At 41.2% G+C, this 16769-nt stretch carries 16 protein-coding genes; 6 read left to right on the top strand and 10 right to left on the bottom strand.

The genetic code is table 11. The features are described 5' to 3' along the window. The first annotated feature begins 251 nt into the window (after positions 1-251). Both AC1MBV_RS00800 and AC1MBV_RS00795 read left to right on the top strand, forming a co-directional pair. On the top strand, positions 252-1154 hold the full coding sequence (locus AC1MBV_RS00800; protein WP_480947339.1) for a methyl-accepting chemotaxis protein: 903 nt from the start codon (positions 252-254) through the stop codon (positions 1152-1154). Between the two features lie 164 nt (positions 1155-1318). Beyond that, complete coding sequence (locus AC1MBV_RS00795; protein WP_255748160.1) at positions 1319-1792, top strand: glutathione peroxidase; 474 nt, start codon at positions 1319-1321, stop codon at positions 1790-1792. Positions 1793-1909: 117 nt separating this feature from the next. Here AC1MBV_RS00795 and htpG read toward each other — a convergent pair whose 3' ends face one another. Continuing rightward, complete coding sequence (gene htpG / locus AC1MBV_RS00790; protein WP_480947338.1) at positions 1910-3793, bottom strand: molecular chaperone HtpG; 1884 nt, start codon at positions 3791-3793, stop codon at positions 1910-1912. A gap of 277 nt (positions 3794-4070) precedes the next feature. On the opposite strand from htpG, the gene AC1MBV_RS00785 reads away from it, so the two are divergent. Beyond that, on the top strand, positions 4071-4721 hold the full coding sequence (locus AC1MBV_RS00785; RefSeq protein ID WP_255748156.1) for a histidine phosphatase family protein: 651 nt from the start codon (positions 4071-4073) through the stop codon (positions 4719-4721). Positions 4722-4856: 135 nt separating this feature from the next. Here AC1MBV_RS00785 and AC1MBV_RS00780 read toward each other — a convergent pair whose 3' ends face one another. From AC1MBV_RS00780 to AC1MBV_RS00770, 3 genes are read right to left on the bottom strand one after another with little or no spacing between them, the layout of a single operon-like run. After that, positions 4857-5390 (bottom strand): GNAT family N-acetyltransferase, encoded by a 534-nt coding sequence (locus AC1MBV_RS00780; protein WP_255748154.1) that lies wholly within the window; start codon positions 5388-5390, stop codon positions 4857-4859. A gap of 54 nt (positions 5391-5444) precedes the next feature. Further along, on the bottom strand, positions 5445-6611 hold the full coding sequence (locus AC1MBV_RS00775) for an aminotransferase (RefSeq protein WP_255748152.1): 1167 nt from the start codon (positions 6609-6611) through the stop codon (positions 5445-5447). Then, positions 6611-7111: an Lrp/AsnC family transcriptional regulator gene (locus tag AC1MBV_RS00770; RefSeq protein ID WP_255748199.1), complete on the bottom strand. Its 501-nt coding sequence runs from the start codon at positions 7109-7111 to the stop codon at positions 6611-6613. The genes AC1MBV_RS00775 and AC1MBV_RS00770 overlap by 1 nt, the downstream gene beginning before the upstream one ends. Before the next feature lie 221 nt (positions 7112-7332). On the opposite strand from AC1MBV_RS00770, the gene gpmA reads away from it, so the two are divergent. From gpmA to AC1MBV_RS00755, 3 genes are all read left to right on the top strand, one after another. Next, on the top strand, positions 7333-8058 hold the full coding sequence (gene gpmA / locus AC1MBV_RS00765; RefSeq protein ID WP_480947337.1) for a 2,3-diphosphoglycerate-dependent phosphoglycerate mutase: 726 nt from the start codon (positions 7333-7335) through the stop codon (positions 8056-8058). Between the two features lie 17 nt (positions 8059-8075). After that, positions 8076-9425, top strand: coding sequence for an MATE family efflux transporter (locus AC1MBV_RS00760; protein ID WP_480947336.1), 1350 nt, complete (start codon positions 8076-8078; stop codon positions 9423-9425). A gap of 113 nt (positions 9426-9538) precedes the next feature. Then, positions 9539-9829, top strand: coding sequence for a hypothetical protein (locus tag AC1MBV_RS00755; RefSeq protein WP_255748147.1), 291 nt, complete (start codon positions 9539-9541; stop codon positions 9827-9829). Positions 9830-9870: 41 nt separating this feature from the next. Here the strand turns inward: AC1MBV_RS00755 and AC1MBV_RS00750 are convergent, their stop codons facing one another. From AC1MBV_RS00750 to AC1MBV_RS00725, 6 genes are all read right to left on the bottom strand, one after another. Continuing rightward, a complete protein-coding gene (locus AC1MBV_RS00750; protein WP_255748145.1) occupies positions 9871-11151 on the bottom strand; it encodes a condensation domain-containing protein in 1281 nt (426 codons plus the stop codon). Between the two features lie 379 nt (positions 11152-11530). Next, positions 11531-12256, bottom strand: a complete 726-nt coding sequence (locus AC1MBV_RS00745; protein WP_255748143.1) for an ABC transporter ATP-binding protein — start codon at positions 12254-12256, stop codon at positions 11531-11533. Continuing rightward, the gene (locus AC1MBV_RS00740) at positions 12249-13025 is read right to left on the bottom strand and encodes an ABC transporter ATP-binding protein (RefSeq protein WP_255748141.1); all 777 of its coding nucleotides are present in this window, start codon (positions 13023-13025) and stop codon (positions 12249-12251) included. Before AC1MBV_RS00740 ends, AC1MBV_RS00745 begins: the two co-directional genes overlap by 8 nt. Next, the gene (locus AC1MBV_RS00735; protein WP_255748139.1) at positions 13022-14317 is read right to left on the bottom strand and encodes a branched-chain amino acid ABC transporter permease; all 1296 of its coding nucleotides are present in this window, start codon (positions 14315-14317) and stop codon (positions 13022-13024) included. Before AC1MBV_RS00735 ends, AC1MBV_RS00740 begins: the two co-directional genes overlap by 4 nt. Continuing rightward, the gene (locus AC1MBV_RS00730) at positions 14318-15310 is read right to left on the bottom strand and encodes a branched-chain amino acid ABC transporter permease (RefSeq protein WP_255748137.1); all 993 of its coding nucleotides are present in this window, start codon (positions 15308-15310) and stop codon (positions 14318-14320) included. Between the two features lie 193 nt (positions 15311-15503). Then, positions 15504-16685 (bottom strand): branched-chain amino acid ABC transporter substrate-binding protein, encoded by a 1182-nt coding sequence (locus AC1MBV_RS00725; RefSeq protein ID WP_255748135.1) that lies wholly within the window; start codon positions 16683-16685, stop codon positions 15504-15506. Positions 16686-16769: the final 84 nt, after the last annotated feature.

The raw sequence follows: 16769 nt of genomic DNA, 5'->3' as shown, positions 1-16769 counted from the left end.
CCCTCATTCTAACTCTCAATAACTACTCAGTTAAAGATGTTGATCTTCGTTCGTATTCCCATAAGCTTTTAACAACTTTATTGTCTCATTAGTTGGACATAAATACATTAATATTGCAAGTTATTTTGCTCAAACTTACCAGCATAAATCGTTAAATCATATGGTTTCTAAACATAGTGTGACAAAAAGTGCTGTTCCCTGTTAAAGAGTGCTATAATTCCTACAGCAGATAACCAAGGGAGCAGTCGATTATGACGCAAACACAAGAAAATCTTAATCTACTTAGTAGAGCAGTAGATAAAAATTTAGCAATAATCAGCTTTAATACACAACATAAAGTGATTTATGTCAATTCAAATTTTGCGCATACACTTAATTACACACAGGATGAAATGATTGGAATGGATCATTCATCACTGTGCTTTCCTTCCTTTGCAAATAGTCCAGAGTATCTGACCTTTTGGAAAGACCTATTGAACGGCAAAAGTTATCAGGATAAAATTGAGCGTAAGAGTAAGCAGGGTGAATCTATATGGCTTGAAGCAACCTATATGCCTATTTATGATGCGAACGATGAAAATGTCATTGGGGTCCTGAAGGTCGCAACCGATATAACAGAGCGAGAGAAACAAATCAGAACCTTCACACGAGAACTTAGTGAGATGGCAGCTGAATTAAATGCGCAATCTACAGAAGGCAATAGTAAAAACAACGAATTATTAAATGAAATTGACAAAATTGAAACCTATTCGAATGAAAATGCCGAAAAATTGACGTCCCTTCAAACACAGGCAAAACAAATTCGAGGAATTGTTGATGTCATCAAACAAATTTCAGATCAGACCAACATTTTGGCAATTAATGCTGCCATTGAAGGTGCACATGCTGGTGATTCCGGACGGGGATTTGTTGTTGTAGCAAAGGAATTACAAAGACTTTCAGACCAAGTGAAGCATTCGATTAAAGAAGTAGAGAAACAGGCTTCCTCAATAATTTCAAGTGTTAACGAGATGACACTTGGAACACAAACAGTACAGAAAAATGTTCATGAGAGCCGTGAAAATGTTGCGTCGGCAGTTCAATCTTTTAAAGATATCGCCAATGCTGCGAACGCCTTGGATAAACATTCCAATCAATATCAGGAGATTCTCTAATTAAGGCCATAGATTCGCTAATTAATAAATAATCAGCATACCGGAAGCTGGCACTGTGGTGATGCCGGCTATTTTTATTTTTCTAGACGCACTTTCTTTGCAGATTATACGAGCTCGAACTAGACTATAGATAACACAAACGAACTCAGAAAGAAGGATAACTGATGACGATCTATGATTATTCATTTTCGAAGCTTACGGGAAGCGAGACGGTCCCTTTGTCTCATTATCGAAACCAAGTGCTTCTTATTGTCAATACCGCGAGCAAATGCGGCTTCACACCTCAATATGAAGGATTGGAAAAACTGTATAAAGGATACAAGGATCAAGGCTTTACGGTGCTCGGCTTTCCAAGTGACAGTTTTTTGAATCAAGAATTTGCCGACGGCGAAAAAACCGCCGAGTTCTGCAAGCTGAATTATGGTGTCACCTTTCCTCTCTTTCAAAAATCAAAAATGAAAGGTAAAGAAATGAACCCGCTCTTCCATGAATTGTTGGAAGAATCAGGTGAGAAAAAAATCACTTGGAATTTCAACAAATTCCTCGTTGATCGCGGTGGCAAAGTCGTGCACTATTACGGCTCACGAACAAAACCGGAAGCAATTGAAAGCGAAATTCAGGCGCTGCTAAAGAAGTGAAGTTCCTCTGTATGGCTGCATAATCAATAAATCAACAGATTGGCCTTGAATTTATATAAAATAAAAGCTGCTTATCTCCTGTTGTTTTGGAGATAAGCAGCTTTTTTCTAAGATGAATCAGCCCATTAATTCACAAATATTATTCGAGAACGCAACCGGATCTGATACCGGGAGACCTTCGATAAGAAGGGCTTGATTGTAAAGCAGGTTCGTATAAAGATCAACTTTTGTTTGGTCGTTGAGATCAAAGGCAGCTTTAAGTGCTTTGAACACGTTATGGTTGGTGTTAATCTCGAGAATCTTGTCTGCCTTGACATTTTCATTGTTCGGCATTTGATTGAGCACTTTTTCCATCTCAATGGATACTTCGCCTTCTGTCGCGAAGCAAACTGGGTAGGACTTCAGACGTTTGGAAGCACGCACGCCTTTTACTTTGTCTGAAAGCACATCTTTCATTTTATCAAATAAGCCCTTGTTCGCCTTTTCGTCGGCTTCGTCTTGCTTCTTGTCCTTCTCGTCCTCAATACCAAGGTCACTGCTTGATACAGACTTGAATTCTTTTTCCTTATATTTCTGAAGCATCTTGATCGCGAATTCATCAATATCTTCGGTGAAATAAAGAATCTCATAGCCTTTATCGGCGACAAGTTCGGTTTGCGGGAGCTTATCAAGCTTGTCATTCGTTTCACCGACTGCATAATAGATGTATTTCTGTTCTTCAGGCATACGTGAAACATATTCGTCCAGCGTGACCATTTTCTTTTCTTTCGATGAATAGAACATCAAAAGATCCTGAAGATCGTCCTTGTGCTGACCGTAATCCGAATAAACGCCATATTTCAGTTGACGTCCAAAGGCTTTATAGAATGTTTCATATTTCTCGCGATCTTCCTTAAGCAGCTTTTCGAGTTCTTTCCTGATTTTATGATTAATATTCTTAGCAATCAGTTTAAGCTGCTTGTCCTGCTGAAGAATTTCACGCGAAATATTCAGTGACAGATCCTCGGAATCCACCATGCCTTTAACAAAGCTGAAATAATCCGGGAGCAAATCCGCACATTTCTCCATAATCATGACGCCGTTCGAATACAGCTCAAGACCTTTTTCATATTCCTTGGAATAATAATCGAACGGAATGCTTTCCGGGATGTAGAGGATCGCGTGGTAGCGGATCATTCCGTCGGCCTGAATATTGATATAGCGAAGCGGCTTGTCAAATCCGTAATGCTTCTCCATATAGAAGTTTTCGTAATCTTCATCCTTCAGCTCCGACTTGTTCTTGCGCCAAATAGGAACCATGCTGTTAATCGTTTGAACTTCTTTTACTTCTTCAAATTCTTTCTCATTGTCTTTCTTTGGACGACTTTCCGTCACTTCCATTTTAATTGGGTAGCGGATGAAATCCGAATACTTTTTGATGATCTGACGCAAGCGATATTCCTCAAGATACTCACTGTACTTCTCATCCTCGGTATCTTCTTTCAATTCCAGGATGATATCTGTACCTACTGAATCCTTTTCAACAGGAGTTATCGTGTATCCGTCCGCACCCTCAGATTCCCACTTGTACGCTTGGTCACTATCGAGTGCCTTGCTAATGACGGTGACCTTGTCGGCAACCATAAATGAAGAATAGAAACCAACACCGAATTGACCAATGATGTCATGGTTATCCTTGGATTCATTTTCCGATTTAAATTTGAGAGAACCACTCTGAGCAATCGTTCCAAGGTTATCTTCCAACTCTTCCTCGGTCATACCGATTCCGGTATCGGAAATCGTCAACGTGCGCTTATCCTTGTCCGGAGTAATTTCAATGTAGTAGTTGTCCTTATCAAAATCAATCTTGTCGTCGGTCAGCGCGCGATAGTAGATTTTATCCATCGCATCACTCGAGTTGGAGATGATTTCTCTTAGAAAAATTTCCTTCTGTGAATAAATCGAGTGGATCATCATATCCAACAATTTTTTGGATTCTGCCTTAAATTCTTTCGTAGCCATCGGTAATCCCCTTTCTCGTGCATCTCTATAATAATCAGTTGTTTACGTAACGATTAGCACTCATCCAATCGGAGTGCTAATACTATTTTTATAGCTCATACAGCGTTATTTGTCAAATATGAGCAAGCAATAATTGGCATGAATAAGCTTTCCTTCGCTGATATCAATACTGAACTATATATGGTGCTAGTTTAAACAGTTAACCGTTTACATAAATTACAGTGCATGATACGATGAAAGAAATTGATAGTATAAATTAAAGTGATCAGGTGAAAAAATGAAAACAATTTATATTGTTCGTCATGGAGAAACACTGCTTAATCTGCTTAATCGCTCTCAAGGCTGGGCGGACTCACCGTTAACCAAAAAAGGCGTTCAACAGGCAATTGATTTAGGAGACAAACTCAGAAAACAATCTCTCACTTTCGACGCTGCTTTTTCGAGTGATACCGGAAGAGCACGCCAAACTGCCCAAGTTATTCTCGATCATTCGGGAAATGGTGAAACACCAATTAAAGAACTTTTTGAATTAAGAGAAGCATCATTCGGTCTTTTTGAAGGTGCCGATAATGATGTGATGTGGGAAGAAGGCGGAAAAGCAGTCGGTGAACCAGGTATGAGCCGTAAATCGCCGATTGATCTGAAAATCAAAGCACTCACCGGTATCAAACAGCTCGATACGATCGATTATGCAGAAGATTATCAGGACTTGAAAACGCGCATTCTCGCATTGAAAGAAAAGCTGCTCAAGTCGGATGCTTCGACAATCCTGATTGTTACCCACTCACTATACATTTGCTGCATGCTTTATGCACTCGTGGGTGAAGACTTAACCATTGGCAAGGTACCCAACTGCAGTGTAACGAAACTGCAACTGGACGGACAAAACTTCAAGCTTGACTATATTGGCAGAACAGAAGAACTGTAAAAAAAAAGAGGTTGCCCCAAAAGGGTATTCTCAAACAACTCCATGATTAAACATGGTCGATAAATTAAGAGTTTGCATAATCAAAGAGGGTGTATCATTGTCAAAAAGTGACTTTTGATACCCCCTCTTTTTTGATTATTGATTATCTGGCAGAAATGCATAAGTGATCGTGTCATGCGCAACACCATTTTGATAAATATAGTTTCTTAAAAGGCCTTCTTTTTTGAAGCCTAATTTCATTAACAACCTGTTTGATGCAGTATTTTCAGTAAAGACGACAGCGCCAATGCGTGTCAGGTGAAGGTCACTAAACCCATAGGATATAACTTCCGTAACAGCTTCTTTGGCGTATCCCTTATGCCAATAGTGAGGATGAAGCTCGTAGCCGATTTCAGCTCTTCTGTGTTTTGATGACCATGCATTAAACCCGATCGTTCCGATAAGTCCCGGCTGCTCTTTCCGTTCAATACTCCATCGGATGCCGCGCTTTTCACTGTAATTCCGAGAAAAAAAGGCAACAAATTGCTGTGCCTGTTCAATACTTGTTAAATTATCCTGACCATAATAACGTGTCACATTGTCATTTGAAAAGCAATCAAAAATACTTTGCGCATCTTCATAAACGATTTCTCTTAAAATCAGTCTTTCGGTTTCAAGTAACGGGACCACTTGCTCACCTCTTCGTAGAAAACTATTCACAGATAAGCCACTATAATGGTTGACTTACAATTTATCCACAAATCGGCGCATACGCTTCATTGCTTCCTGAAGCTGGCTCATCGAAGTGGCATAGGAACAACGCACATGGCCCTCTCCACTGTCGCCGAACGCATTGCCGGGAACCACGACAACGCGCTCCTCCTGCAACAAGCGAGTTGCAAAGGTTTCGGAGTTCATGCCGGTCGCTTCAATGCTAGGGAATGTATAGAACGCGCCTTCTGGTTTGTAACACGGCAATCCCATCTCATTCAGTGATTGTACAATGTAGTTTCTTCTTTGGCGATAGCTTTTACGCATATCTGCCATATCCGAGCGTCCGTTACGCAACCCTTCCAGTCCCGCATGCTGCGCCATGGTCGACGCGCACATGATCGCGTACTGATGAATTTTTAGCATGCCCTGCGAAATATCCCGTGGCGCGCAAACAAATCCCAAACGCCAACCGGTCATCGCCAGATCTTTTGAAAAGCCGCTGACAAGAATAGTTTGATCCTTCATCCCATCAATTGCGGCGAAGCTTGTGTATAGCTCATCGTAAACAAGCTCTGCATAGATCTCGTCGGAAAGAATCAGCAAGTCATGCTTTTTGGCAACTTCTGCAATACGTTCCATTTCAATTTTGCTGAGCATGGAACCGGTCGGGTTGTTCGGCGAGCAGATCATTATTGCTTTTGTTCGTTCAGTTACCGCGGTTTCAAGTTGCTCCGGTTGCACTTTGAAATCATTTTCTTTTTTTGATTCAACGATGACTGGAACTCCTCCAGCCAATGTCACGAGCGGTGCATAGGATACAAAACAAGGCTCGACAACGAGAACTTCGTCCCCAGGATCAAGAATGGCGCGCAACGCGATATCAATAGCTTCACTGGCGCCGACAGTCACTGTGACTTCATGTTCCGGATCATAGGAGACACAGTAATAGTCATCCACGTATTTCGCAATCGCTTCGCGCAATTCAAGCAATCCAGCATTCGCTGTATACGATGTATATCCGTCTTCAAGTGAAAGAATCGCAGCCTCGCGGACATTCCAAGGTGTGACAAAATCCGGTTCACCAACACCAAGTGAAATCACATCGGTCATGCCCGCCGTCGCGTCAAAAAACTTACGAATTCCCGAAGGCTTCAATGTCCGGACATGCTTTGCTAAGTACGAAGTTTTAATTGGCATCACGGGGACACCACAATTCGTTTATCCCGATCATCCGAATCGTACACAGTCCCATCATGCTTAAACTTTTTCAAAACAAAATGGGTTGTCGTCGAGATCACTCCATCGATCGTGGACAATTTCTGACTGACAAAGTGTGCTACTTCGTTTACTGACTGACCTTCGACCTGCACTGAAAGATCATAGGTTCCGGACATAAGATAGACCGATTTGACTTCCTTGTGACGGTAGATTCGCTCAGCAACATCATTGAAACCTACATCGCGTTTCGGAGTCACTTTAACATCAATCATCGCGGTGACTCCCTGATGACCATCGATTTTCGTCCAATCGACAAGCGAAACGTAACGGACAATAACTTTTTCATCTTCTAGTTTTTTAACCATTTGATGAATTTGATCTACACTTAAGTTCATCATTTTTGCAAGTTCATCATTCGTAAGCCGCGCATCTTTTTCCAGTATTTCTGCGACTTCAATTTCTGTTGCAGTAAGTTTCATACTCATCATTCCCCTCTTGCATTTGTAACTTACAGACATTATATAACGGTACAAGATCTCTAACCACTATTTTCAAGTAAAAAGTCGAAACATATACTTGCTTCTTTACAATTCAAGTATACGACGCTGATTGTTGATTCAAGACGCAATTGGAAAAATGTTTTCAATACAGTATACTAAAAATGACACTATTTAATCAGTGCGCATACGGAGGTATCATGATGAAATTAGTTATTGTGCGACATGGGGAAAGCGCATTTAACGAATCCAACCTCTTTTCTGGGTGGGAAGATGTAGATCTTACAGCAAAAGGAATAGAAGAAGCAAAAAAAGCTGGGACTAAGCTTGCTCAGCAACAAATTATATTTGACCATGCATTTACATCAGTATTGAAACGATCCATTCGATCACTAAATTATATTTTACAAGAAATGAATCAGGAATGGCTGCCGGTACAAAAAACATGGCGGCTTAATGAACGGAGTTACGGTGCACTGCAGAGACTGAACAAAGCAGAAACTGCAGAAAAGCAAGGCAAAGAACTTGTTAACCGTTGGCGGAAAAGTTATGATGCACTGCCCCCGATGCTTGACTTGTCTGATCCGAGGCATCCGATTCACGACCCGCGTTATCATGATGTCGATCCGCGGCTGCTACCTGGCGGAGAAAGCCTGAAAACAACACAGGAACGTGTCCTGCCCTTCTGGTCTGACAACATTGCGCCTTTATTAATAGAAGGAAAAAATGTTCTTGTCGTCAGCCATCGTAATACGCTGCGCGCCCTTGTTAAGTTTCTTGAACATATATCCGATGATGCAATTGTTCACTTTGATGTTCCTACCGGGATTCCGGTTGTCTATGAATTCGATAAAAACTTGAACATCGTGTCAAAAAAGGAACTAACTGGGCAGGCAACTGTGGGCACGATCAATGCAGATATGAACTAAAGGTTGTGTAAAACGACTTGAATGCTGTATTAAAGAAGAAAACCAGCAAGGTACTTGCTTTAGCAATCCCCGCAATGGTCGAGAGTTTGCTGCAAACCGTTGTTGGGTTTGTCGACACATTATTTGTTGCACGGTTAGGATTAGCTGAAGTAACTGCAGTCGGTGTTGCTAATACATTACTAGCCGTCTATATTGCTGTATTTATGGCCATTGGTATTGGAACTTCATCAATTATTGCAAAACATATCGGTGCAGGAGATTCAGAGGGAGCACGAGAAGCGGCTCGACAATCAACGTGGATTACGCTGGTTGCCGGTCTTCTTTTTGGTCTGCTTACCCTATGTTTTGCTGAACAGCTTCTTCGTATGATGGGTGCCAGTGATGAAGTGCTCAGTCAAGGAGCACTTTATTTTCGTATTGTCGGCACACCAGCATTTGTTATTTCATTAATGATTAATTTTGGAAATGTTCTGCGCGCATCCGGAAATACAGTCTCTCCAATGATGATCAGTTTTTGGATGAATTTAATTCATATTGTGCTTGATTATGTGCTGATCTTTGGTATCTTCCAATTTACCGGCTTTGGCGTTGGCGGAGCTGCCGCAGCAACTGTACTCACAAGAATTATCGGCGTTATCATGCTTCATGCAGCAATTCGTCATTCTCCAGTGCATTTTTCATTAAGAAGGCAAAGGAAAAATCGCAATAAGCGTCTTATGTGGGAAATTATCCGATTATCCACTCCGGCTACCGGGGAACGACTAATCATGCGTCTCGGTCAAGTGGTCTATCTTGGCTTAATCGTCCACATGGGAACAGAAATATATGCAGCAAATACAATTGCGGAAAATATTGAAACGTTCGCATATCTTCCCGGACTGGGATTGAGTGTTGCAGCAACCGTGCTCGTGGGAAAAGAGCTTGGTGCAAAAAGATACAAGGAAGCATATTCTTACGGGTTGCTGACTGCAATCATTTCAGTTGTTATTATGTGTATTACAGGCATTCTGCTGTTCTTTATGACTCCATTTTTTGCAGCATGGTTTACAGATCAGGTCAGCACTGCTGAAATGATAACGCTCGCCATGAGAATTGATGCATTTTTTATGCCGCCCCTCGCGATCGGTTTAGTACTTGCGGGAGCACTTCAAGGTGCAGGCGATACAAAAACACCGATGTATAGTACAGCAATCGGAATGTGGGGCATTCGCGTTGTTTTTATCTATTTGCTTGGCGTACGTGGAACGATGGGGATTGCAGGAATTTGGATTGCACAAGGCATTGATCTCACGGTTAAAGCACTCTTTCTCTACTTCTGTTACCGGAAAATGTTTAAGCATTCACTAAACAAGAAGGTTGTCTCATGACCATGTACCTAATCACCTTAGATTCAACAAAAAATAGGGTCAGTAGTCACTTTTCTATAGTGTATAAGTGACTATACTTAGTTTTAAACTATATGATCCGGGAGTGAATTCTGATGCAGGTGCCTCAGGTTCGGACAGTTATTACGACAGGGCAGTCAATGAAAAACACATTTAATCAGCTCTCTGCCTTAGAGCAAGAAAAAAGAGCGCTGCAATACCATGCTGACCAGATCCATTTTCAATCTAATTCCAGTGGGACTAAAGATAACCTGACGAAAATTGAAACCAGCATTACCGGGTTGGATCGACAAATTCAACAAGTACGGAACGAACAGATGACCTCTTCTTCAGATCAAATAACCATAAGTCGAGAAGCCTACCAGCTCTATAAACAAATAGTCTAAGAAACAAAAAGGAAACCAAGATGCGGTTTCCTTTTTGTTTCTTACTGGTGCGGCAAGAATTCGATCATTCGATTAACAAATCTTTCAAGAAATGTTCTGTCCTGATCTGTTCCATGAAAATTTGTACAAAAAGTCATTTTTTTTCTAAATGTGGTCACCGCAATTTGAAAATAAGGGGCGTATTTAATCGAACCGGATATAAAAACATCACGTATGACAAGACCAGCAAAAGCCAACTTGTTTTCATCAATGATACCTATATTTGTCATGCCATTAACAGGAATGCTATAAATGCTTGGAAAAATTCGTTTTGCTTCTGAAAGTGAATGTGTTTGATAGGCTTCTTCCAAGTCCCAGTAGACACGAAGCGGCTCAAGACTGCTTTTCTCTGCATCCATAGCTTTCTTTACGCTAAGCAGCGCCTCTTCAAAGGTCGTTCCAACATGACTTGGAACGACACATGTAATATTCGAGGTTAAATTGCAAAAGCCTGGATGCGTTTCTGGCGGTAAATAGGCGCGCAAATTAACCGGACAATCCAAAACAATAGGATCAGCCCGTACAACATCGGATAACGCACAGACATAAGCTGCAAACAATGCGTCATTAATGGTTGCTCCCTTGCTTTTTGCATCATTCTTTATAGAGTCAAAACGTGCTGCATTCGTCTCATGAGTAATAATAAACGGTTGATTTTCATCACCGCTAAGTGGAAGATGATCTTTTTCACTTTGCACATAATTTGTTAACTGTGCGTTCTTGATTTGATCTAATTGCTGATCATTCATCGTGTCAAAAATTTGATAAATACTGCGTGCTGTTGGATCAGGAAGATACGGATCGTCCAATAACGATTCGCCACTTGCAATACGCGAATAACAGGAACTCAACAAATATAAATACTCTTTGAATCCTCCACCATCGCAAATCATATGATTCAAGACAATCGCAAGCGAATCCTTTTTATTTTTTCTAATTACAGAAATTCGCAACTGCGGACCTTTTTTTTCATTCAGTTTCACCGTTAAATTTTTTTGAATTGCCGATTCCCGATCATCAGTTTCTTCAACATGCACCATAGTCTGTGCTTTCCAACCTGTTTCTTCCCAATACGCCTTATCATTCTGTTCAACATAGCGACATGAAAGAAGGGGCAATGATGACAAAGTCGCCTGAATTGCTTGAATCAGAACATTTTCATCAATCATTCCATCAAAATGAATAACGGCATGTAAATAGTGATCGTTCTTCTTCTTTTCTCCCGAAACAAAGTGCTTTATATCTGCACTTTCAGCCGAGTATGTTTTTTGTTGCACGGCCATTCATGATCACCCTTTCTTTTACTTCACTTTTCTATAAGCCCTTCGCTCCGCGTAAGTACTGCAAGCAGGACAAATATTTATTTGATTGCCATGATCATCTACATATTTTCTCATTCCCGGAACATGCTGATGGCAGAGTGCACATTTATTACTAGACAACAGTCTCTTCAAGGAATGGAACAACGTTCTTCGCAGCCCATTCATGAATGAATGCCCCCTTTAAATCAATAGATGATATTTATTATTATACGTGTTGCAAGAACGACTGATCAAATATTAGACACTGGTTTAATTATAGAAACAGATATAAAGACAGCTGGATTAACAAAAAGTTAATCCAGCTGTCTAAAGTTAAATAGATGTGAAAACATAAATCCGTTCAAGCAAGATAGGCTTCTCGAACCTGTTCGTTTTTCATCAATTCGTCCCCTTCGCCATGAAGCACAATTTGCCCGGTTTGGATAACGTAACCTCTATCGGCAATTTGCAATGCTTGGTACGCATTTTGTTCAACAAGCAGGATGGTCATTCCTTCTTTATTCATTTCTTGGATAATATCGAAAATTTGTTCAACTATGATTGGTGCAAGCCCCATTGACGGTTCGTCAAGCATTAACAACTTTGGCTTCATCATCAGTGCACGCCCGATCGCAAGCATCTGCTGCTCGCCGCCACTCATTGTTCCGCCTTTTTGGTTTAATCGTTCTTTTAATCGCGGAAAATAAGTAAAAACACGTTCCATTCGTTCAGTAATCACGCTTTTATCTTTAACAGAAAATGCACCGATTTGCAGATTTTCCCGCACGGAAAGTCGTGGGAAAATACGACGTCCCTCAGGAACCTGAGCAATGCCAAGCAATGCGGTTTGATGCGCTTGATATTTCGTTATTTCCTTGCCGTCAAAAATAATTGAACCGCTCTTAGGACGGACTTGCCCGCTAATGGATTTCAATGTTGTTGATTTCCCAGCACCATTGCTCCCGATCAAGGTCACTATTTCTCCTTTATCTATAAACAAGTCAATGCCGTTAAGTGCTTGAATTTGACTGTAAAAACTATCAATTTTTTTTACTTCAAGAAAATGATTTGAAAGTGTTTCAGCCATTTGCGATCGCCCCCTTGCCGAGGTATGCTTCAATAACTCTCTTGTTGTTTCTGATCTCGTCGGGTTTCCCAGAGGCAATGAGTTCACCATGGTCCAGCACATAAATAAAGTCGGATATTTTCATAACCAGCTTCATGTCGTGTTCAATAAGGATAATCGTTACATCAAGCTTGGACCGTAAATCGTAGATCAAATTTGTCAAACGTTCGGTTTCTTTAGGATTCATTCCTGCTGCCGGTTCATCCAAAAGCAGTACTTTCGGTTTTGCAGCCATAGCACGCCCGATCTCCAATCGACGCTGTGCACCGTATGCGAGATTACCGGCGTTTTCATTAACATAATCCTCTAACCCAACATATTTCAAGATATCATAGGCTTCAACTTTTGCCTTCTCTTCCATCTTCCGAATATGTGGTAATTGAAGCAGCGTGCCTACCCAATGAGCTTTAAGATTTTGATGCATCCCCACCATCACATTTTCCAGAACCGTCATATCATTAAATAAGCGGATGTTCTGAAAGGTTCGTGTAATTCCATAGTGTGATACCTGGTGAGGCTTCAGACCAACCAGTGATTTCCCATTGAGCAGAATATCGCCTGCTGTCGGTTTATAAACAGCGGTAATCATGTTGAAGAAAGTCGTTTTGCCGGCACCGTTTGGCCCGATAACAGCAGTAATTGAATTTTTTTCAACATTCATATTAATATTAGAGGTTGCCGTCAAACCCCCGAATTGTTTGGTAAGATTTTTCACTTCCAAAATATTCACGATTCGGTACCTCCTGATGTTGCTTTTTCACGAGCTAATGCCGCTTTTTCGGATTCTTTTTTCAGTAGTTCAACGTCTACCTTCCTATTTTTGTGCGGTATCAACCCCTGTGTACGATATAAGGCGAAGATGATGAGCAAAAGGCCAAAAATAAGCAGCTGCATTTTCTCGGGTGAAAGTGCCGGCGGAATCGAAATGCCGTAATCCGTACTCATTGATGATAACCAGTTCGAAATGTTCGTCAGCACTTGAGTTCTTAGGATAATAACAACCGCTGCACCTAGAATGACGCCTGGAACACTTCCCATGCCTCCGAGAATAACCATAACCAGAACCATTGTTGATTCCAGATATGTAAAGCTGGTTGCATCGACAAACATTTGCTTTGCTGCAAAGACAACACCCATCATACCTGAGAAGGAAGCGCCAATTGCAAAAGCAGCAAGTTTTGTTTTCACAAGCGGAATACCCATCGCTTGGGCAGCAATTTCATTGTCACGAACTGCCTTCCATGATCTGCCCAGCTTTGAATTTTCTAACTTGCGGACTACATAGATGACCACCAGAAAAATACCGAAGGCAATATAGTAAAACTGACTGGAGCTCCCGATACTTATTCCAAAGAAGTTTGGTGGAGTAATCGAAGCAATACCCATCGAACCGTTTGTAATATTGATCGGGTGATCCATATTGTTAAGCAAGATTCTAATAATTTCCCCGAAGCCTAGCGTAACAATAGCAAGATAGTCACCGCGAACACGCAATACCGGTATACCAAGGAGAATACCGAAAATTGCTGCAACGCACGCCCCTACAATAATAAAGATCCAAAATGTGCCCCCGGGAAGCGGGTAGTGACCAAAAGGCATAAACTTTGATGCCTGACCGCTGGCAAATATTGCATAGGAATATGCACCGACTGCAAAAAAGGCAATGAACCCAAGATCAAGCAATCCGGCAAAACCGACTACGATGTTTAGTCCTAATGCCATCGCACAATAAATACCAACGAGTGTACCAACTTCCATGTATGTTTGGTAGGAATCACTGTGACTTGCAATAAAAGGAACAATAGCCGCCAGAATGACAATTCCTGTGACCCATTTGGCTCTAAGATTGAAATTAAGGTAATACAAAATCAAAATCGAGAAAAGCAACAGCAAGAACGCGATCGTTGAATCAGGAAGAAGGAAAAGCCCTGCTCCTGTTAGGAAGACGTACGCAATGAACAAGATGATCTGATTCTTTTTGCTTTGCGTTAATTTTTCAAACAATGCACTCACACTTGTCACCTACACTTTCTCTACGACGGCTTTGCCAAACAAGCCTTCTGGTTTAAAGATAAGTACCAGAATCAATATGATGAAAGCAAACACGTCTTTGTATTCGGCGCCCATTGCACCATGAGTAATAATTGAAAGATTAGCCGCTGCAAACATTTCAAGCAGTCCAAGCATAACACCACCAAACATTGCACCGCGGATATTTCCAATTCCTCCAAGGACAGCAGCCGTAAATGCCTTTATTCCCAAAATGAAACCGATATAAGGATCAATGGTTCCATATTGAATCATAAACAATACACCGGTTGCACCACCGAGAGCAGACCCTATAAAGAATGTGACCGAGATAACACGGTTAACGTTGATTGTCATCAATGAAGCAGTATCACGATCTTGGGCAACGGCACGCATTGCCATGCCCCATTTCGTTTTGTTTACAAACAAATCAAGTGAAACCAGCATAACGATTGTTACAATCAGAACAACCAAGAATGAGCCCTGAAATGTCGCATTATTAAAATAAGGAATCACATGATGGATATCAATATTGAACTTATGATTAAACATTGACGGAGCCGTAACAATATAGTTTCCAGTTTTGAGTTCCGCGATAAACCGAACCGCATCCTCAAGTACAAACGAGATGCCAATGGATGTAATCAGCGCGATCAGTTTCGGCGCGTTTTTCCGTCGTAAAGGTCGATACGCAACACGCTCGATACCAACGCCGAGCAATCCTGTTGCGATCGCCGCGATAACAATCACAATTAAGAAAACGATTAGAGCAGGCATTGCCGATAAAAAACCTAACCCCATCATAATAAAGAGCACAACTGCTCCCATAAAAGCACCTGTCATGAATACGTCGCCATGAGCGAAGTTAATCAATTCCAGAATCCCGTAAACCATTGTATAGCCTATTGCGACGACTGCATAGACAACGCCTAGCGTCAGACCATCAATGAGTACTTGGGGCAAGTTCTGAAGAATATGTGCGAGCATTATCTCACCACTTTCCTTACGAGTTGTTAATATGGATGTATTTGTAAAGTGCAGATCATTTTCCGACTTGTACTATGTGATATCTTTCTAAAAAAATCCTAAAAGGGTATAGCCTTAGTGCTCCATACCCTTTTAGTCCACATCAGTTATTCATAAATGTCATTAAGACACTCAAATCTTTGAGAGCAGGCTATTATTGGCTGATTTCAGCTTTTTGTACCGGCGGGTATTTCGCTTGTTCAAAGTTGTAGATGTAAACTTTAGCGAATTTGTTGTCGCCTTTATTATCAAAGCTTACTTTCGTTGTTACTCCGTCATAGTCTTGGACTGCACGGATCGCTTTCATAACTTGTTCACGAGATGGCTTTTTGCCGTCATTGTCGTTAATCGCGTTCATAAGTCCTTTAAGAATAACGCCGGCAGCATCATAGCCGTATGCTGAATAAGATTCAACATTCTTGCCGAACTTTTCTTTATATTTCTTGGCAAATGCCTGACCTTTTTCCGTTTTTGAAACATCTCCGGCAACAGAAGTCAGGTATACACCTTTAACTGCGTCTCCAGCGATTTGTACGGTTGATGAGGAGTCAAGACCATCACCGCCCATGATCGGTCCGGTAAATCCTTTTTGACGTGCTTGTTTGATGATCAAGCCGCCTTCAGCATAAACACCGCCAAAATAGATAAGGTCAGGTTTCTTTGTCATTGCCTGGCTGATAACACCATTGAAGTCTTTTTCACCTACAGTAATACCTTCGTAACCGACAATATCAGCACCAAGTTTCTTTGCTTGATCTCTGAATTGTTCTGCAAGACCAGAACCGTAAGCAGTTTTATCTTGGATGATAAAAATTTTCTTAGCTTTCAAAGTCTTAACTGCATAGTTCGCACCGGCTGGGCCTTGGAAGTCGTCACGCGCACAGATACGGTTAACAGTTTTTAGTCCACGGTCTGTGACAACCGTCGCTGTCGTAGCCGGAGAAACCATAGCCAGGTTATTCTTTTCATAAACTTCCGAAGAAGGAATCGCAACGCCTGAGTTTAAGTGACCGACAAGAGCGAGTACGTTCTTGTCAGAAGCAAGAATTTGGGCATTGGCAACACCTTTTTTAGGATCGCCCTGATCATCCAAATCCTTCAGCTTAATCGTAAAACCCTTCTTAGCAAATGCTGCTTGTTGGTCATCAATTGCTAATTCAGCACCGAGACGAATCGCATCGCCAAGTGTCGCACTACCGCCTGAAAGCGGTGATTGACTTCCGATTTCAATTACAGTCTTACCATTAGAACCACCTGATTTTGAAGAGCAACCGCCAATAACTCCTAATAATAATACTACTGCAGCCAATAATGGGATAATTTTTCTAAAATTCATTTTAACCCTCCTTTTTATAAAAACGGAACAACTCTAAAAACTCAGATAGTTTTATGTAGGACTCACCCCCGCAATTTATTTCTA

This window comes from Sporolactobacillus sp. PKPK-6, from assembly GCF_056678885.1.
Note: the sequence above shows the minus strand (reverse complement) of the source record. Positions and strands in the feature narration are given on the sequence as shown.